This window comes from Ignavibacteriales bacterium (assembly GCA_026390595.1).
In the GTDB taxonomy this organism is placed as follows: Bacteria; Bacteroidota; Ignavibacteria; order UBA10030; family UBA10030; genus UBA9647.
The window spans coordinates 50,383-68,342 of the sequence record JAPLFQ010000005.1 but is presented as its reverse complement, the minus strand read 5'-3'; the positions used below and the strand labels follow the sequence as shown (position 1 = coordinate 68,342).

The following is a 17,960-nucleotide window of genomic DNA, read 5'->3' as shown; positions in this document are numbered from 1 at the left end:
ACTCTCCGGTTGCTGCTTCCAAACCTATGCCATCACCGCGATCATGCCGAGAATATGGTTGCCGAGTTTGTGCTCCCCTTCAATATGAACATGAGATTGCGCTTCGGATGTACTGATGCCTTTCGTAACAATTCTCCAGGCTACGCTCTTGTCGATTTCGACTGAACAAGAGATATTCGTGTCACACGCCGAAAACAATTCCCATCTGTTGTTGGCGCGAACGAGATACCACCGTGCCCCGATCAACCCGCTGACGGAAAAGCAGATCGTCGTCCCCTCCACGGCGTTCACACCCCGATAGTGATGCGGCAATCCTCTCATGGAAGTATCCAGATACGGCAGATAGAGTCGTTCCGTCAGGAGAACGTGCTCATCTCCGATTGAGAAACGTATCTGCTGCTGGTGATGCCATTTTTCTGTGTATTCACGAGCCACATGGAACCAGTTCTGTGATTGCGATTCTCCCGCCCACGCAACTGACCACACCGCCGGGGCAGCCGGGTCAAGGGACTGCATATACTCGCAAAACTGTCTTCCTGAAATCTCCAGCAGATCTGTCAGGACTGCCGGGCTGACTCGCCGAAAAGCCCTGACCCAATCTGCGTTGAGCTTGTTGAGAAAGACAACGAGGTCATCGTACGAATCAGAACTGCCCGGATTTCCACTCCGGTATCCATCGCGAAGCATGGACAATGAACGGAAATTACTGTCAAGCAGATGCGCTGCCACGTCCTTGACGCTCCACTGTGGAGCGACAGTCCGGCGTTCCCAATCGCCCGGAGAGAGATTCCTCAGGCACTCGAGTAGCAACCGGTCGAGCTCAGGAAGAAGATGAGCAATATGAATTGGGTCAATCCGTTTCATTGCATTCTGCGGTTGCTCCGGCAACGTGTTATGCATCCCACTGCGCGATGGTGTGATGAGAAACCAGCTGCCACAACCCGGTCCTCATCGAATAGACACGAACATACCGAATACCGTATTTTGCATCGCCATCCTTCGACTGCCGGTGCACGTGCAGTTGTCCTGTGACCTGGGCGGTGTCACCATGGAATTCGATGGACGGCGGATCCAGCTGCCGGGAAAGAAAGCGGGTCTCGTTGCTTGTCAGTGAATCGAGCCACTGGTGCTTGGTCTGGACGAGGCCGGTTCCATGGGTGAACACAAAATCATCAGCATACAAAACGCTGAGGGAGGCAAAGTCCTTTGAGACCACCGCCTCCTCGATTCTCTCGTTCACGGCTTCTATTGTAGCAGTTGCTTCGTTCATAGTGGCGTCCGTCGAATTTGCAGCCCCCCCAGGGTATGCCATGCTCTGCGCGCCTCAGTGTTGAGGCAGCGTGGTCCCCGTCTTCAGATAGTAGTTGATCGCCTCTTCCCAATCACTGAGATTGTCCTTGTACATGTTCTCGATTGCCTGACGATTGATCTCGTTTCCCAAATCATTCAATCCGGTGTATATGTACGTAATCGTCGCCATCGTCTCATGCTCAGACACGCCAGCACATTGAATGTGTATGACCCAGTACCGGTTTGGGGTTGAAACAACGTACTCGACGACAAAGTTTGCCGGCTGATACTTTGAGACAATCCAGAAAAACTGGTTCTCATGTTCCTCATGTCCGGGTGTTCTGAAAACCATCCCTTCCTCCAGATTTCCCGATGCCGGGTACAGAGCGACAGGGTCCCAGCCGTCCGCCCATTTCTTTTCTTCAATCGGACCGAAGAGCGGAAATACCAGCGCGATGGCGTCATTCAACGTGATTGTCGCCCTCCTCGAAACCGCTCGGCTTTGAAATTCTTCTGATTCAACGTCTCGGCTCGCCAAGATCCCGTCATGAACCGTTCACTGACCAGGACTCGATTTATCTATTACTCCACTACTCATCGACTTCTATACTCCACTACTCCTCACCCCGCCCACCGCTTCAGTTTTGGGATCTTCTTCACAATGAAGTACGCCAGGAAACCCGGAATGTGCATCTCTTTCATCTTTCCCCTCACCAGATCGATCATCTGCTGTGCGGTGATATCGGGGCGAGTGAACGTTCCACGTTCATAACAACGACTGCAGTACATCAGACTCTTGCTGCCATCCGATTCGGTACCGCCCCCCTGCGGGTCTTTCGACCTGGGCATCCCGCAACTCTGGCAATTCGTGTACGTCATCGCACTGCGCTCCCTTCAGACGAATTATCGGCGTTTCAACGATTGGTTCAACTGTTTGCGGTTCACCTTTCCGTTGTTGTCCTGAAGGTGCCGCACGATGATGCTGGCTGTGCGTGCTCGTTCTTCAGAATGGCGAGCCGATCCAACGATATACAACAAAGTGCGCTGGCGTCCGGGTGTCAATGCGTGAAACAACCGGTTGCCTTCTGCGTCCTGCCGAAACAACTCCTTCAATTCCGCCGGGACGGGGAGGCCGTATGCGCTTTCGTCCCGCTGCAACCCGACTCTCACGTCGGAACCGATTTCCAGGTTCAGAGTCTTGCACCATTTATTGTTCACGGAAAGCACAAAGGCGCCATCACCGTACGGCAGCAAGGCGCACTGATGTGATTCGGAGCCGTTCAGCGTGCGAAGGACCCGGCGCGAGCCCTCGCGCACCAACTTTTTCGCGACCGATTGCGGTACGCACAGATGAGAACCCCAAAGCTTGTTGGTGGACTTTTCCAGAGTCGCGATGAATCGCAGAGGTTTTGATTGTGTCATGCGTGTACGTCCATTCCGTCTCGTCGAGCCCTTCTGGAAATCGCCTATCGAAGCGCCGGGGCGACAAGCAATCCGATTGCGTAGGTAATTGCCGCTTCACCAAGACCGACCAGAGTCATTTCGAGGCCGCTCTTCACCCATGACCGGCCGGTGACAAGGACCTTCGACGCGCCGACGAGAAAATGGGCAAGGGTGCTCACGATGAGCGAAATGATCAAGGCTGTCGTTCCCGAAGTGAAGAGGAACGGAAGTACGGGAATGGAAGCTCCGATTGCCGTGCTTACGGTCGCGCTGATTGATGCGCGCCATTCGTTCGGGAACGATTCTTCTGAGAGACCCAGTTCTTCGTGTACAAGGGTCTTGAGGAATTGATCCGGCTTTTCAGACAGCCGTAGCGCCATGGTCTTCGCTTCGGCTTCGGTAAAACCCTTCAACTGATAGAAAAGTTCAAGTTCCTCGAGTTCCTCCTGAGGGTTGTTCTCGATCTCGAGTTTTTCGCGCTCTACCTCCGCTTCATATACTTCCCGCTCAGACTTCATAGCGAGGTACGCGCCGCTGCCCATCGAAAGCGCCGACGCTATCATGGTTGCGAATCCGCTGAGGAGAACGAACTCACCGTTCGCCTGGGTTGCGCCGGAAACGCCGCTCACCACGCCGAATGCAGCTCCGAGGCCGTCGTTGACGCCATAGATCGCCTGACCGATCCATCCTCCCGCACGGACGTGCCACGTTTCGCGCCTCAACATAGTGTCAAGACGACCCTGCGGTTGGGCAGGAGATCCTTCAAATTCTTCGAGCATGCGGGTGTGCGAACGTTCTTCGCGTTGTGCCTCGAGAAGAGCATTGCGGTCGTTTTGCGACGTTGCGGATGTCATCAGGACGTCGTACAGCTTGTCCGCTTCGCCTTCTCCCGCTTCGAGCATTTTGGCTGCGACGGTTGAGTCGCTTTTCAGCAATGTCCAGCGGCGGAGCCGGTCGACAAGAGACTCCTTGTACTTTCCCGGGTCGGCACCGAGTTCGCGGAGGCGCGCCCGCCAGCGTTCCGCATGCCGTTCTTCCGCTTCGGCCATCCGCACGAGGATTCCCCGTTTGTCGGGGTTGGTTTCGATCTTCGCGAGCTCGTGGTAGTTTTTGGCTGCGCGCATTTCATCGCGCCATGCCTGTGTAAGGCCTATGATAAACTGTTTGTCTTTGTCCATAGCGTGTGGTTTGTGAGCGCTCACGGCGTCGCCGTCGTGCCGGCATTCTGTTTGATAGTGATGCAGGGGACCAACAGGAAAGTTGGTTCTAAGGTTGTTCCGCCTTCATTTCGTCATGCATTTTCTTAATCCACTGGATATCCTCCCACGTCGGTTTCTTCCAGTTAGGATTGCGAAGAAGAGCCGCAGGGTGATACGTCACAACCAGCTTGATACCGCGGTAGTTGTGGACCTTCCCGCGGAGATTACCGAGGGTTTCGTTTGTGCGGAGGAGCGTTTGCCCTGCAATCCGGCCCAAGCAGACAATAATTTTCGGTTTGAGGAGCTCAAGCTGCTTCCAAAGATATGGTTCACAGGAATCGACTTCCTCAGGCAACGGGTCGCGGTTGTTGGGAGGCCGGCACTTCAAAATGTTGCAGATGTACACGTCTTCCCGTTTGAAATGGATAGCCTCCAGAATCTTGTTAAGAAGTTGTCCCGCACGGCCGACGAACGGCTCTCCCTGCGCGTCTTCATCAGCACCTGGCGCCTCGCCAACGAACACGATATCTGCATTTGGATTTCCCACGCCGAACACGAACTTGATCCGTGTGCTCCCCAAGGCGCATTTCATGCACGTGCATATCTGGGCGTTGAGGCTGCTCACGTCTTGCGCGGCGATCCACGGTTCAGCCGGAAAATCCGGGAGCTTCTCCTCCATGGCTTGCGGAGCAGGTGCACCGCCAAACAGGTCGAAACCATTTGCGACGTGGACAACCTTCTTGCGTGATGGCATACCATCTCCTGCCTGTGTTAGGGGTGGGGGTTCCGGATTCGTGTACAGGGTGTTGCCGAACAATTCCTGTTCCTGGACAAGCGCTTTCTGAATATCGCTCAACAGTTTGGTCAGTTCGGTGTTGGCGTGTGACATAGGGCGGACGGTCTGAAGGTAAGGCAAAAAAAATGGATGAGGCCTTCTTCCGCTTCCGGACAACGAGCGGTGTGGGTCGACATCCCGTTGCGGACTACAGTAATGTTCGTACGCGGTTCAAAATCTGGTTTGCGACATCGAACTTCGACATCAGCGGCAGCTTCTCTACCCTACCCTTCCTATCCACAATCGTCACAACGTTGGTGTCGCCCGAAAACCCCGCTCCTTTGTCCTTCAAGGAATTCAGGACGATGAAGTCGAGATTCTTCCTTCGTAGTTTCTCCTGTGCGTTGCGGAGTTCGTCCTGCGTTTCAAGCGCAAACCCTACGAGGAGAGTCCCCTTCTTCTTTTTCTGACCGAGGGAGAGGAGAATGTCGGGAGTGCCGGTGAGATCCATGGAAAATTCTTTCTTCGCCGCGCCCTTCTTGATCTTGTTCTTGGAGGCCGCCTGGGGTGTGAAGTCCGCAACTGCCGCGGCCATGATCACCGCGTCAACGTCCTGGGCGTGCGTGGTGACGGCTTCGTGCATCTGCGCGGCGGATTCGACATCGACGCGTGTCACGTTGCGGGGCGTCTCGAGCTTTACGGGTCCCGAGACAAGTGTGACATGTGCTCCGCGCATCGCGGCAGCGTTCGCAAGGGCGAATCCCATCTTGCCGGACGACCGGTTGCCGATGAAACGAACCGGGTCAATGGCTTCATACGTGGGGCCGGCAGTAACGAGGATGTTCTTTCCTTTGAGATCCTGGGTCGACGAGCCCACCATACGCTCGATCGTTTCAATGATGATCTGGATTTCGGGGAGCCGGCCGGGGCCTTTCAGTCCGCTGGCAAGCTCTCCTTCATCGGGTGGTACAACAATGTACCCTCTCTCCTGCAGCTTGGAGACATTCTGCTGAGTTACGGGGTTGAGGTACATGTCGGCATCCATCGTCGGTGCAAGAACAATAGGGCAGCGGCTGGCGAGTGCAACAATTGTCAGGAGATTGTCCGAAAGACCGTAGGTTAGCTTGGCAATGGTGTTTGCCGACGCGGGGGCAATCACAAACGCGTCCGCCCAGTTGGCAAGGGCGATATGCTGTGTTCCGATGTCCGAACCCGTCGACTGGTGATGAGTCCAGAGATCACTGACGACATCGTGCCCAGACAGGGCAGAAAAGGTCAGGGGGGTCACGAATTTGGCCGCGGCCTCGGTCATGACCACCTGCACATCGGCCCCGGCCTTGCGGAGATCGCGCACGAGGTAGCAGATCTTGTATGCCGCAATACCTCCCGTGACGCCGACCAATATGTGTTTACCGCGAAGCACGCAGTACCTCAGGCCTCAGGTTCTGGTTCTTCCGGTTTCACTTCGGGTACTTCCGTTACCTTGTAACGATACTTGACCTTCCTGGCGATGACTTCCTGCGTTGCCGTGTCGGTTGGCTTCGCGCGTTTTTCAAACTCCAGGCTGATCCTCAACTGATCCGGATTCGCCGTAATATCGGTCTCTTCCTCAGTCTCAGGTGTATTCGTGAGCTGATTCAGGGTTTCAATCCGCTGATTGAGCTCGATCTTGATGTCCTGGTGAATCTGGCGCGCACGCTTCGATGCGATGACAATCGCTTCGTACACGTCCGTTGCAGCCAGGGAAAAATCTTCTATCTCTACTGGTTTAACAGGCACAGTGCGGTACTCCTTATAGGTGTTGATGGAACATGATTGTTATACTCGTTGCGCTTCCGTGGTATGTTCGACGACGAGCGAATCGACGTCGGCGATGGCTCGCTCCAGGTTATCGTTCACAACCTGAAAATCAAATTGTGAAGCCATACCGAGTTCCATGGCGACCCGGTCCATACGCCGTTTGAATGTCGCCTCGTCTTCGGTCTTTCGGTTAAGCAAGCGGTCCCGCAGTACCTCAATGCTGGGGGGGCGAATGAAAATAATGACCGCATCGTGAGGGTACATCCGCTTGATCGACAACCCGCCTTTTACATCGATGTCGAACAGCATCGTCCTGCCGCTGGTCAGAGCCTTATCGACCTCGGCCTTCAGCGTTCCGTACAAGTTTCCGTAGATTTCTTCGAACTCCACAAGCTCGCCCGCCGCGATGCGTCGCTCAAAATCCTGGCGCGGCAAGAAAAAATAATCCCGTCCGTCGACTTCGATCTCCCGCTTTGGCCGCGTGGTGGCGGAAACGGAGAACAACATCGAAGGATACTTCGCCAGAAGGGCTCTTACGATGGTCGTTTTCCCTGCGCCGCTTGGAGCAGAGACAACGATAAGTTTACCTCTGGACATCAAGAACGGTGATTGGTTAATTGGTGATTGGTTAACCGGCAAGTGGTTTGCGAACCATGGAGCCAATGAGCCAGAGTTTCTTGTTCGCGTCTTCACTCAATATTCTGCAGCTGCTCACGGATCTTTTCCAACTCTTCCTTCATCTGGACGACCAGATGCGCGATCTCGGAGTCGTTTGTCTTTGAGCCGATGGTGTTCGTCTCGCGGTTGATTTCCTGTACGAGGAAATTCAGCTTTCGACCGGCGGAGTCGCTGTTTGCGATCGTGTCGAGGAAGAATTTCGTATGACTCCGGAAGCGAACGCATTCTTCTGTAACATCAAGCTTGTCTGCCAGGAGGGTGATCTCGAGTTCGAGGCGATTCTGGTCAACAATGGATTTGTCATCGACCAATTGAGCGATGCGCTCATGGAGGCGCTTGCGCTCTTCCGGTATCCTCAGGCGTGACAACTGCTCGACTTTTTCGACTGTGTCGCTTAACCAATGAGTCCGGCGTTGAAGATCCTTGGCCAGCTCGCCCCCTTCGTTGCGGCGCATCGTGTTGAACCCATCGAGGGCGCTTCGAAGAGCTTCTTCCACCAGCTTCCATTCCTGTTCGTCCGTTTGCTCATCCTTAGGAGCCTCAAAAACCTCGGAGAATTTCAACAAATGCTCCAACCGGACTTTTTCCTTGATCTTCGCAGCTTTGCGAAGGTCGTTAAGAAGCTTGATATACGCCTTCGCAGCCACTTTGTTTACGGAGATCGGCGCAGTACCGCCTGAATCCTGCTCAACCGAAACGGAAATCACCAGGCTTCCGCGATTGACGCATGAGCGGACGATTTCCTTGACGTCCTTCTCCCGTTGAGATAGCAGGCGGGGAAGGCGGGTTGTCACGTCCAGGTAGCGGCTGTTGACAGCGCGTACTTCAACTGTTGCAGTAATTCCCTGCCGGGCAACTTCTGCTCGGCCAAATCCTGTCATGCTGGCAATCAATGGTCCATCCCGAGTATAAAGAAAAGTCCAATGCGCAGGGGCACGCTGCCTTTGCCTGCGTTTTCCTCTAAAGGTTCAGTCCAATTCAATCAAATTTACGGAAATTTTGAAGGGCGGGCAAGACAAAGTTCAGAACATGCTATCCACAGAGTTATCCACACCCCGTTGGCTCAAAATTGATTTTGGAACGAAATTTCTCAACCTTTTCTTGAAGTGTTGACAACCTATGATCAGTAACTACTACACATTGCGATATCTTGCTGCCGATCTCGATGCGTCGCTGCGCGGCAGTGAAGTCAAAGAAATCTTCTGCCAGTCGAAAAACGAACTTCTGATCTCACTGAAGACGGAATCCGGAGAGCGATGCCTCACGGTTTCATGCGAACCATCGATGAACTATCTCTTTCTTCGTAGCCAGTTCAATCGGGCGAAGAAAAATTCGGTTGATGTGTTTCAGATTCTCTCCGGGAGGCTCATCAGCGACGTGAGCATGCAGCCGGCCGACCGCGAACTCGTACTTCACTGCAGCGGCGATCTGTTGGTGTCGGTCCGCATGTTCGGCTCGAAAGCGAATGTCCTGCTCCTCAACAAAGAGCGGACGGTTGTGGATTCCTTTCTCCACGCAAAAGAACTTCGGGGATCAGTCCTCCCGAAACGAAGCGAACCCGAACAGCAATCAGAACTGACCCTGGAAGATTTTCAGACCCGGCTGCGGTCGATCGGTACAATTCTCCTTCCGGCGGCCATCAAACAACTCCTTCCCTTCTTCACCACACCGCTGACGCGCGAAGCCTGCTACCGGTCACACATCAGCGAGGGCAAGGTTGTGGCAGAGCTCAACGACATCGATCTCGGGCGGCTCTTCGTTTCGTGTGGAGCGATCCAGAAAGAAATCCAGACTTCTCCCCGGGCGCGCATTTATAGCCAGAACAATCTCCCCGCGGTATTTTCCATTATTCCACTCGAACATCTAGCCGGTGTAGAAGCGGAATACTTCGATTCCGTTCATGACGCAATCAGGGTGTTCGTGGGGAAGAACAGAAAGCAGAAATCGCTGCTCCAGGAGAAGGAATCATTGGTGCACTTTCTGCTGCAGGGAATCGAAAAAGCGGAACGAACACTTCAGAAAATGGAACAGGAAACCGAGGCGCTGCAGCGCGCAATGCGGTACGAGCACCTCGGGAAACTGCTGATGGCCCAGCTTCCTTTGCTCCAAAAGGGTATGAAGGACGTGGAGGTGGAAGATATCTACAGCCCCGAACGTCCGACGGTCGTCATCAAGCTCGATCAGAAATTGACGCCTGCCCGGAATGCGGAATACTATTTCGACAAGGCAAAAAAAGCGCGGGCAGGTGCGGAAGAAAAGCTTGAGCACCATGACGGGGTGCGTGTGCGATGGGAAATGCTCCGGGAATTCCATGACCGCGTGTCCGACCTGCAGACCTACGATCAATTCGCGGAATTCATGACGAATTCCAGCAAAGAGTTGAAGCAGCTTGGCTACAAGGGACTTCCCGGCGCGGCAGCCGAAAAACGAGAAGAAGCTCCATTCCGAATCTTCACAGTCACCGGAGGATTCCAGGTCTGGGTTGGAAAAAACAGCGAGAACAACGATCTGTTGACGCTTAAGTTCGCGCGCCCCAACGACCTCTGGTTCCATGCGCGTGGATCGAGCGGATCACATGTTGTTCTGCGCACCGGTACCGGGAAGGGTGAGCCAGGCAGACGAGCGTTGGAAGAAACCGCAAGCATCGCTGCCTTCTATAGTAAAATGAAGAACGCGAGAAACGTTCCCGTCGCCATGACAGAGCGGAAATACGTCCGCAAACCGCGCGGTGCGCCAGCAGGTACCGTGACGATCGAACGTGAGAAATTGTTCTTCGTCAATCCGAAATTGCCCAGTGAGGCTGAGCAGGACTCTGTACGGTGATGCGGGGCCCTGAGCGGGCAAGGCACATACACGCGAAGACGCTGTGATGAGCGTCGAGCGACGAACTCATTCATACAAGGAGCATATTTCATGGCATTGACCTGGATAATCGGTTATGTGCTCGCTGCAGGCCTTCTATGGGGTGGACTCTCGAAGCACACCAAACTCCGATCATCGTCAAAGCAGTTGTCAACTGTTGTGGGAGCCTTTGTCCTGCTCTTGACGATTGCGATCACGCTGGATGATCTTTTCAACTGGTGGAGCAATTTTCCGAGGGAATTGTTGGGCGTCGTCGGCATCCTGATCGTCCTCGAGCGCACTGTTCGACTCGTTCAAGCGCGCAGTCGTGGCGGTGCGCTCCTTCTCGACCTGGGAAGAGTTCCTTTGCAGGACATGATCATCAACCTTTTCGCTGGAGCGGGGCTCGCGTGGATCGCTGCGATGGACATTGTGGAAATTGTTCAGAAACCACAGTGGGCATTTCGGGACCTTTCCCTGCAGGTTCTTGGCTTATCGATTGCCTATGCAGTCCTGATCCAGGGGCTCAGCAAACGCGGACTGACAGAGCATGGAGTTTCCTTTGGAACAGGGTTCTGTCCGTGGAAGTGTATCCAGAGCTTTGGCTGGGAAAAGGAATCTGCCACATCATCAATGCTGGTGTTGCACAAACGCACCAAGATACCGGTGCTGCACTTCACGGCTCTTTCGGTGAAATTGGAACTGACAGGGGCTGTGGAAAATGTGCTGCATCAACATTCCATTACCCGAAAAGAAGAAGTCCCGAAGTCTGTACAATGAGGTGAGGAAGGAAACCCGCGTCAATGCACGCTGCGGTTGCTTTTCCTGACGGTTCTCCTTAGATTCATCAAGTGTACGAGGCCGGACAGGCCTCTCCGTATTTATTGAAGAAGGGGATTGTTGTGGAGCAAAGCGTAATCAACCAACGACAGCAGCATGACCGCGAGGACGCAGATCTTCTGAAGAAAATCCAGCGGGCCGATCAACGTGCTCTCGCATCGCTGTATGATCGTTATGCCCCGGTGTTGTATCCTTTTGGTGTGCGGATGACCGGTTCGCACGAACTCGCCGAAGTCCTCCTCCAGGACGTGTTCGTTCAGGTCTGGGAGAAGGCAGGCAGCTATGCCCAGTATCATGGATCGGTTTATGCATGGCTGATGGCTCTATCCAGGGCCAAAGCGATGGAAAAGATCCGGCCAGCGGCCCAAAAACGAAAAGGGAATGAGAACGAGAATACGCCTCCGCGCGGTTCGTCCGAGGGAGAACAACATACGCCCGAAGAGGAATCGATCGTGACCCTCAAAGGAATTACTGAAGAAACGCGAAACTCTCTGCGATCGCTCTCCAAACTTGAACTGCGCTTGCTCGAACTCAGTTACTTCGAAGGACAAAGCCAATCGGATCTCGCTCGCATGCTGAGAATTCCGGTCGGCACCATCAAGGCAAAGATGCGCCGTGGAATTCAGAAGTTGCGCCAGGTTGCCGCGCCGGAGGCGAAATGACCACGAAGGCAGAAGAACGGCACGCGCAACTCGAGTTGTGCACCCCGTACGTGTTCGGACGACTGAACCCGGGAAATCGAAAACAGTTCGAAGCTCACCTCGCCGCCGGCTGCGAACAATGCCGGGTGGAGCTCTCTGGTTTGTACGAAGCGACAGCCTTGTTGCCGCTCACCCTGAAGCAGGAAGCCCCCTCCTCGGGGGTACGCCAGACTCTCCTCGATCGAATCGCCTCGATTAAACCCGATCAGCAAGCGGTCGACGTTCCCCAGCAGCAACGCAGCGAACGCCCTCAGCCGCAACGTGGCGAGCGCTCCCAGCAACAACGCGGCGAACGACCTCAGCAACAGCGCGGCGAACGCTCCCAGCAACAACGCGGTGAACGACCCCAGCAACAGCGCGGCGAACGCTCCCAGCAGCAACGCGGTGAACGACCCCAGCAACAACGAGAAAAACCTGCGACTCCCTCGCTTCGTCCGGAGCGGCCATGGTACCTGTACGCGTCCATCGTAACCGGCGTTCTCCTTATCGCAGCCTTGTTCGTTTTCCTGTACCAGCTTATCGGCACTGCCGGTGCACAAGAGAAGAGAATCTCGGAATTGCAGAGTGCGATCGGCATCTTGCAGGCCGAACATGTCGAAATCCTGGAGCTAGCCGGCATTGTTCCCGGAGCCGCGATGTACGGGAAAGTCCTCTGGGATCCTGCGAAACGCAACGCGGTGCTCCAGACGTCAAACCTGCCCATGCAGCCGGAGGGAAAACAGTACCAGTTCTGGATCCTGAAAGACAAGAAATTTTACAGTGTCGGTCTCTTCGACGTAACCTCCGAGAAGTCAAGCACGTTACACACCATGTCCCTTCCGGTCAGTGATACAAAGGAAATCGAAGGCTTCTCTGTGACATTGGAGCCTAAAGGCGGAAGTCCGCAGCCAACAGGGGCAATGCAGTTGCGCGTATCTGCGAAGTAAGCAAACATCGCCGCGCGAAACAGAAGACATCGATGTGATTTACATGGAATGAAAAAGGGAGAGCGATGCTCTCCCTTTTGTGTTCTATAGCCCCCTCAAAAAATCCCCGGTCCGCTACGCCAGTGCCAGCGCTTGCTCGAAATCACCGATCAGATCCTCGATTCCCTCCACACCGACTGAAATCCGGATCATTCCTGACGTTACACCATGCTGCTTGAGTTCGTCATCAGACATGAAGACATGCGATGAATAGACCGGAATACTCACAAGCGTTTCAACCCCGCCGAGAGACATTGCATTGACGGCTATCTTGAGATTGTCGCATACGCGGGCAGCCGCTTCGACGGGCGAGCGTCCCTTGGAGGGCTTTACTTCAATTGTCACCATACCGCCGAAGCCGGACATTTGCTTCCTGGCAAGCTGATGCTTCGGGAATGAAGGAAGCCCGGGATACAAGACGCGTTTCACCTTCCTGTGTTGTTCCAGGGCTGCCGCCAACGCGAGTGCGTTCTCATTCTGTTTCCGGACGCGGAGCTCATATGTCTTCAAGCTCCGGGACAGCAAGTACGCCGCAAAGGGGTCAGCACACCCCCCATGATACTTTGCCAGTCCACGGACCTGTTTCAGGAAGTCCGACGTTCCTATGACAGCTCCCGCAATGATATCGCTGTGACCTCCAAGGTATTTCGTCGCGCTCTCGAGAATCACGTCAACGCCGTACTTGAAAGGGTCCTGATTCAGAATCGAAGCAAATGTATTGTCGATCATGATCAGAATCTTGCGGCCGGTTTTTCGTTCAGCACTTCGCGTTTGCCTCACGACTTCTGCGATGTCGACAAGATCCAAAGTTGGATTGGTCGGCGTCTCAAAATAGACGATCGTCGTCTTCGGTGACGCCAGCTTCCCGATCTGATCCAGGCGGTCGGGGTGCACATACTTGACTGTAATGCCGTTTTTGGGGAGCTCGTCGCGAAACCACCGGTAGGTTCCCCCATACAGTGCGGGTGTGCTGATGATTTCGTCTCCCGGCTTTGTCACTGCGAGAATAGCTGTTGTGATTGCAGCCATTCCTGAAGAGAAAAGGGCGGCAGACTCGCCCCCCTCCATCAACGCGAGTTTCTCTTCGACGTCATGCACAGTTGGGTTGTGATAGCGCGTGTACACATATACCGATGGATCCCCCTTCGCAAAGCGGATCGCATCTTCCGACGTCTCAAACCGATATGTCGAGGTCTGATAAATGGGTGTGGACACGGGGCCTTTGTACGCATACAGTTTGTTTCCATGGATTGCTCGAGTCGCGAGCGAAAGAGGTGCTTTCATCGGTTGTTTCTTTTTCATAGAAGTGCCTTCCTATCGTAGCGGGATGTTGAAGAACAAACAGCCAGCAGTTTTTCGACAGTTCAACTGTCGAAGGTGGCCCAGATGTTCTCTTTCGTCAAATAATTCAACCCCTTGGCGGTTCATCGTAGTCTTACAAACCAGGCTTTCAACAACGGCTAGTGTTTTGCAAGGTTTGTATCAAAGAGTTTCAGAATTCGCCGGTATTCATCAGTCCAGCTTGTCGGTTCCTTGAAGCCGTGATCTTCCACGGGGAACACAGCGAGCTCCCAGTTTTCCTTTTTCAGTTCTATCAAACGCTGCACGAGCCTCACGGCGTCCTGGAAATGTACATTTTCATCCACCATGCCATGACAGATGAGGAGAGCCCCCTTGAGGCCGGAGGCAACGTAGATCGGCGAACTGCGGCGATACGCAAGCGTGTCGTCCTGGGGAACATTGAGGATTCCCGACGTGTAGCCGTGGTTGTAGTGTGCCCAGTCTGTGACGGGACGAAGGGCGGCTCCTGCGGCGAAAACATCAGGCGTTGTGAACATGGCCATGAGCGTCATGAAGCCGCCGTACGAACCGCCGTAAAGACCAATGCGTCTGGCATCCACCCCGTGGTTTTGCACGAGCCACTTGGCTCCATCGACCTCGTCGTCAAGATCCTTCCCTCCCATGAAACGGTAAATTGCTGTTCGCCAATCCCGCCCGAGACCCGCGCTGGCGCGGTAATCCATGTCGAGCACAGTATATCCCTTGTCTGTCAACAAATTGTTGAACATGTACTCATGGAAGTAATCGCTCCACCACTTGTGTGCGTTCTGCAGGTAACCGGCTCCGTGGACAAAGATGACAGCGGCACCGTTCGGATGATCCGGTTTATAGAGACGCGCCGGCACCTCTGCGCTGTCACGCGCCGTGAAGGTGAGCACTTGCGGAGCCCGCCACGCATACGATCGAAATTGTTCAGAAGGAGAAGCCGTAACCTGGACGGCCTTAACGCTTGGCTTGTTATCCATCAGAAACAACTCGGGCATGGTGTTGCTGAATGAAAAGAGCAGCGCGATGCGGTCTTCGGCGGGTGAAAGTGTGACTTCGTTACCCCCCTCCATGGAGGTGATGCGCGTTGGTGGTCCCCCCTCCAACGGCATGGAATAGAAATGGTGCTCGCCGAAATGTACTTCGTTGGAAGTGAAATACCAGCGCTTTTTGTCCTTCGAGATCCGCGGCGAATAGATTTCGAACTTTCCTTTTGTCAGCTGTGTCTTGATCTTTCCGTCGAATGTGACTGTATAGAGGTGAGACCAGCCATCTTCTTCGGATTGGAAATAGATGCGCCGGGAATCGGGAAGCCACCCGACGGTCTGGGAAAAGCCAAAGCCGCGGATACCGGGGCCGCCGAGCCACGCATCATCGTGCTGGCGCTCCACGACCGTTGTGAATTTCGCTCTCTCGACATCGAGCATGACAATCCACCGGTCTTTGTTGTCTTGCGAGAACAACTGGACAAACGCGAGCTTACCATCCTCGGACCAGAAGGGGGTGCTGAAGGAGACCGGACGCGGTCTTGGTCTCACCCGGCTTGTGTCACCCGGCGCTTTCTTACTCATGACGCCGGGAACCTCGTCTATCTTAACCTGCACAACCGAATCGAGTGCAATATTGTAGACGTAGAACTCGCTTGTCGAAAGGGGTTCGCCGACCTTTGTCCGGCCGGGGATGTCTTCCGTGTAGCCACTTTCGGTAACGTAGTTTGGGACGATCGTGCGTTTGGCGTCCGTCGGCATCTGAGTGAGCGTGAAGGTGATCGTTCGTTGGTCAGGTGAGAGAACGAAGGATCCCGCGGTTTTCTGTCCGAGAGAATATGGCTTTGGCCGTTTCAGTTCAAGTGCGTCCTGGAGTCGTTTGCCGGCCTCGCGTTCCTCCTTGCGTTCCCGCAGAACATCGAACAGTGCGAGCTGGTCGCGTTCGAGAGTTTTCTGTGCAGTAGATCGTTGTCCGTCTCGTGCGCCGGCTCCGGACTGCATCCCCGTGGATTGTCCTTCGCGTGATCTGCCCCCGAACTGAGACGTTATCGTCTGCTCTTCACGCGAACTTCCGCCGGATTGAAAATTCGTAAGCTGAATTTCCGCGCCGGTTTTTAAATCATGCGTAAACAGGTTCCCGGTGCGCTCAAAGACGATCTTCTGTTCGTCGAATGTGAAGCGTGGTCCCGTCTCGGGCGTCGAGGTGCTTGTCAGCTGAAATTCTTTACCCGAAGGGATCTCAAGAACGAATATGTCGCCGCTCTTGCTGTAGGCCTTTTTTGTCCGCTCCTTGTTGTATGACCCGGACCGGCCGGGGAGTGCTTTGCGTTTCTCCAGAGAGACGCGCGTTGGCGTCCCGCCCTTTGCGCTGACGACGTAGAGCGAATCTCCCGCATCCCCCTTCTGCCGCCAGTCGAAGTAAAGGAATTCTCCGTCTTCCGACCAGAAAGGACGGCCGGGGGAAGTCCCCATCCACTCAGGGTCCCGCATGATTGTCTCAACGGTGAGCCAGCCGCGTGTTGGGTTTACGGGTGTGCCGCGTTGTTGTGCAGAGGAACTCGCGAGCGCGACGAGTAACATGACCGACACGAACAGGGAGAAACGAATAAATCGCATAGACATAACTCCACAAGTAGATAAAAGAATGGATCCGTCGTGTCAAAGTAAAGAAAAGCAGAGTGGAATTCAACGCACGATAGATGGACTTAGCTGACGGACGGCGAGGATGTGAAACGAGCGCCCATCGAGCGGAGAACAAGAAGGCGCTTTGCCGTAGGAGGATGTGTTGCCAGCAGGTCCGCAAGCCACCCCTCTTTTGAAGTGAGGTCCCGGTTGAGCGGATCGATAATACAAAGATGCGCGATGTTGCCCCTCAATACCGTCGCATCGCCGGCGGCGTGTTCGATTGTGTTGAGCGCGCGGGCCAGAGCGCCTGGATCATGCGTCAGTTCTGCGGCTGATGCGTCTGCCAGAAACTCGCGATGTCGAAAGGTGAGGACAACCAGAACATATGTCACGACCGGAACCACCAACATGGAGAGAAGCCAAAAAACAAACACAAGGAACTTCCGCACGGCTCTGATTCTCGAAAGCACGATGCTGGATGTGCCACCTTTGATTGTGGTCGGCCTGGACCAACGGGTCAACAACACGACAGATCCAAAAAGTGCCGTGGCTGCAGTCCGGAGGCGAATGTCATAGGATCTTATGTGGCTTATTTCGTGTGCGATCGCACCTTTGATTTCCTCGGGGCTCAGGTTCTCGATTAGTCCCTGGGATACGACAAGTGAGGCATGTTTCGGGCTCCGGCCAATGGAAAACAGATTTGGGGCATCGTCTTGCACGACAAAAACCCCCGGTGCTGAAATTCCTGCTGCTTTGCTGACATCTTCGACAATGTCAATTACACGGCGATCGCCTTCAAATGAGCGATCGGCTGGAGAAGCCCCGACAGATCTGAGAATGGAATAAGCCCCCCACTGAAGAGCCGAAAATGCGGCACCGACACCGAGACATGCTCCGACGATAAGGCCGTACGGTGAAGTCTCTCCGATGACCAACAGTGCCGTTGGTTTTGCGAAATTACGAGGATCGATGTAGGCCAATTCCAGGAGGACCATCCAGAACATTATGATACATGATGTTGAAGCCATCCAAATGGTGACTTTGTTCGAATAGTACTCCACGGCGTCTTTAGGATCATCATGATCCGAGAAACGCTCGTTGAGACCGTCAAGCCAATTGAAAATCAGGGAGATGATAATCACTGCGGCGATCGGAACCGTCAACAATTGATAATTGTTGAAGGTCGTCATCATGTAGTCGAAGAGGCAGCCAAGCAAAGCAAAGGAAAGGGAGAATCCGCCCATGACGAGAAGCGTCTGGGTTTTGTTTCTTCGTTTCTGTGCAGCAACATCTCTCGACTGAAGGATGAGGTTCATTCGTACTCTGGGACGAGGTCTGCCCTGAGGGGGCGATGAGAACTGTGGGGAAAAGATGACGGCGCTTTGTTGGCCACAAGACTCCAGCGAAAAGTAGGGAAAAGCGCTACAGAATTCAACCGGTAGTGATGGTCATGCGGAGTGTCGGCGATCGTGGGAAGTTCATTGTGTATC

18 protein-coding genes are annotated in these 17,960 nt (G+C 54.2%); 4 read left to right on the top strand and 14 right to left on the bottom strand.

All coding sequences use genetic code 11. The features are described from left to right. Positions 1–24: 24 nt before the first annotated feature. The 11 genes from NTU47_01010 to NTU47_00960 all read right to left on the bottom strand — a co-directional run bounded on the left by NTU47_01010 (position 25) and on the right by NTU47_00960 (position 8,066). Positions 25–864, bottom strand: a complete 840-nt coding sequence (locus tag NTU47_01010; GenBank protein ID MCX6132364.1) for a maleylpyruvate isomerase N-terminal domain-containing protein — start codon at positions 862–864, stop codon at positions 25–27. Positions 865–892: 28 nt separating this feature from the next. Beyond that, positions 893–1,270, bottom strand: a complete 378-nt coding sequence (locus NTU47_01005) for a nuclear transport factor 2 family protein (GenBank protein ID MCX6132363.1) — start codon at positions 1,268–1,270, stop codon at positions 893–895. A 54-nt stretch (positions 1,271–1,324) separates the two neighbouring features. Then, positions 1,325–1,759, bottom strand: a complete 435-nt coding sequence (locus tag NTU47_01000) for a hypothetical protein (GenBank protein ID MCX6132362.1) — start codon at positions 1,757–1,759, stop codon at positions 1,325–1,327. A gap of 152 nt (positions 1,760–1,911) precedes the next feature. Continuing rightward, positions 1,912–2,169 carry a zinc ribbon domain-containing protein gene (locus tag NTU47_00995; GenBank protein MCX6132361.1) on the bottom strand — a complete coding sequence of 86 codons (258 nt, stop codon included), beginning with the start codon at positions 2,167–2,169 and terminating at the stop codon, positions 1,912–1,914. A gap of 24 nt (positions 2,170–2,193) precedes the next feature. Next, on the bottom strand, positions 2,194–2,712 hold the full coding sequence (locus NTU47_00990) for a YdeI/OmpD-associated family protein (GenBank protein MCX6132360.1): 519 nt from the start codon (positions 2,710–2,712) through the stop codon (positions 2,194–2,196). A 44-nt stretch (positions 2,713–2,756) separates the two neighbouring features. Then, complete coding sequence (locus NTU47_00985) at positions 2,757–3,911, bottom strand: VIT1/CCC1 transporter family protein (GenBank protein MCX6132359.1); 1,155 nt, start codon at positions 3,909–3,911, stop codon at positions 2,757–2,759. A gap of 88 nt (positions 3,912–3,999) precedes the next feature. Continuing rightward, positions 4,000–4,821 (bottom strand): uracil-DNA glycosylase, encoded by an 822-nt coding sequence (locus NTU47_00980; protein ID MCX6132358.1) that lies wholly within the window; start codon positions 4,819–4,821, stop codon positions 4,000–4,002. A 94-nt stretch (positions 4,822–4,915) separates the two neighbouring features. After that, positions 4,916–6,130, bottom strand: a complete 1,215-nt coding sequence (gene coaBC / locus NTU47_00975; protein MCX6132357.1) for a bifunctional phosphopantothenoylcysteine decarboxylase/phosphopantothenate--cysteine ligase CoaBC — start codon at positions 6,128–6,130, stop codon at positions 4,916–4,918. 8 nt (positions 6,131–6,138) lie between these two features. Continuing rightward, positions 6,139–6,486 carry a DNA-directed RNA polymerase subunit omega gene (locus tag NTU47_00970; protein MCX6132356.1) on the bottom strand — a complete coding sequence of 116 codons (348 nt, stop codon included), beginning with the start codon at positions 6,484–6,486 and terminating at the stop codon, positions 6,139–6,141. A 39-nt stretch (positions 6,487–6,525) separates the two neighbouring features. Continuing rightward, a complete protein-coding gene (gene gmk, locus NTU47_00965) occupies positions 6,526–7,104 on the bottom strand; it encodes a guanylate kinase (GenBank protein ID MCX6132355.1) in 579 nt (192 codons plus the stop codon). Between the two features lie 92 nt (positions 7,105–7,196). Next, entirely contained in the window at positions 7,197–8,066 is an 870-nt protein-coding gene (locus NTU47_00960) for a YicC family protein (GenBank protein MCX6132354.1), read from the bottom strand. A 238-nt stretch (positions 8,067–8,304) separates the two neighbouring features. Between NTU47_00960 and NTU47_00955 the strand changes: the two genes are divergently transcribed. From NTU47_00955 to NTU47_00940, 4 genes are all read left to right on the top strand, one after another. Further along, on the top strand, positions 8,305–10,008 hold the full coding sequence (locus tag NTU47_00955; GenBank protein MCX6132353.1) for an NFACT RNA binding domain-containing protein: 1,704 nt from the start codon (positions 8,305–8,307) through the stop codon (positions 10,006–10,008). A gap of 90 nt (positions 10,009–10,098) precedes the next feature. Then, a complete protein-coding gene (locus NTU47_00950) occupies positions 10,099–10,806 on the top strand; it encodes a hypothetical protein (protein MCX6132352.1) in 708 nt (235 codons plus the stop codon). 122 nt (positions 10,807–10,928) lie between these two features. After that, entirely contained in the window at positions 10,929–11,528 is a 600-nt protein-coding gene (locus NTU47_00945; GenBank protein ID MCX6132351.1) for a sigma-70 family RNA polymerase sigma factor, read from the top strand. Continuing rightward, positions 11,525–12,493: an anti-sigma factor gene (locus NTU47_00940; GenBank protein MCX6132350.1), complete on the top strand. Its 969-nt coding sequence runs from the start codon at positions 11,525–11,527 to the stop codon at positions 12,491–12,493. The genes NTU47_00945 and NTU47_00940 overlap by 4 nt, the downstream gene beginning before the upstream one ends. Positions 12,494–12,607: 114 nt before the next feature. Here the strand turns inward: NTU47_00940 and NTU47_00935 are convergent, their stop codons facing one another. From NTU47_00935 to NTU47_00925, 3 genes are all read right to left on the bottom strand, one after another. Further along, positions 12,608–13,834: a PLP-dependent aspartate aminotransferase family protein gene (locus NTU47_00935; GenBank protein MCX6132349.1), complete on the bottom strand. Its 1,227-nt coding sequence runs from the start codon at positions 13,832–13,834 to the stop codon at positions 12,608–12,610. 158 nt (positions 13,835–13,992) lie between these two features. Continuing rightward, positions 13,993–16,461, bottom strand: a complete 2,469-nt coding sequence (locus NTU47_00930; GenBank protein MCX6132348.1) for a prolyl oligopeptidase family serine peptidase — start codon at positions 16,459–16,461, stop codon at positions 13,993–13,995. An 89-nt stretch (positions 16,462–16,550) separates the two neighbouring features. Then, entirely contained in the window at positions 16,551–17,786 is a 1,236-nt protein-coding gene (locus NTU47_00925) for a M48 family metalloprotease (protein MCX6132347.1), read from the bottom strand. Positions 17,787–17,960: the final 174 nt, after the last annotated feature.

Bases quoted from the DNA above. Each gene is read 5' to 3' on its own strand.
- NTU47_01010 (MCX6132364.1), bottom strand. From the start codon at position 864: ATGAAACGGATTGACCCAATTCATATTGCTCATCTTCTTCCTGAGCTC.
- NTU47_01005 (MCX6132363.1), bottom strand. From the start codon at position 1,270: ATGAACGAAGCAACTGCTACAATAGAAGCCGTGAACGAGAGAATCGAG.
- NTU47_00995 (MCX6132361.1), bottom strand. From the start codon at position 2,169: ATGACGTACACGAATTGCCAGAGTTGCGGGATGCCCAGGTCGAAAGAC.
- NTU47_00990 (MCX6132360.1), bottom strand. From the start codon at position 2,712: ATGACACAATCAAAACCTCTGCGATTCATCGCGACTCTGGAAAAGTCC.
- NTU47_00985 (MCX6132359.1), bottom strand. From the start codon at position 3,911: ATGGACAAAGACAAACAGTTTATCATAGGCCTTACACAGGCATGGCGC.
- NTU47_00980 (MCX6132358.1), bottom strand. From the start codon at position 4,821: ATGTCACACGCCAACACCGAACTGACCAAACTGTTGAGCGATATTCAG.
- gmk (MCX6132355.1), bottom strand. From the start codon at position 7,104: ATGTCCAGAGGTAAACTTATCGTTGTCTCTGCTCCAAGCGGCGCAGGG.
- NTU47_00960 (MCX6132354.1), bottom strand. From the start codon at position 8,066: ATGACAGGATTTGGCCGAGCAGAAGTTGCCCGGCAGGGAATTACTGCA.
- NTU47_00955 (MCX6132353.1), top strand. From the start codon at position 8,305: ATGATCAGTAACTACTACACATTGCGATATCTTGCTGCCGATCTCGAT.
- NTU47_00950 (MCX6132352.1), top strand. From the start codon at position 10,099: ATGGCATTGACCTGGATAATCGGTTATGTGCTCGCTGCAGGCCTTCTA.
- NTU47_00940 (MCX6132350.1), top strand. From the start codon at position 11,525: ATGACCACGAAGGCAGAAGAACGGCACGCGCAACTCGAGTTGTGCACC.
- NTU47_00935 (MCX6132349.1), bottom strand. From the start codon at position 13,834: ATGAAAAAGAAACAACCGATGAAAGCACCTCTTTCGCTCGCGACTCGA.
- NTU47_00930 (MCX6132348.1), bottom strand. From the start codon at position 16,461: ATGCGATTTATTCGTTTCTCCCTGTTCGTGTCGGTCATGTTACTCGTC.
- NTU47_00925 (MCX6132347.1), bottom strand. From the start codon at position 17,786: ATGAACCTCATCCTTCAGTCGAGAGATGTTGCTGCACAGAAACGAAGA.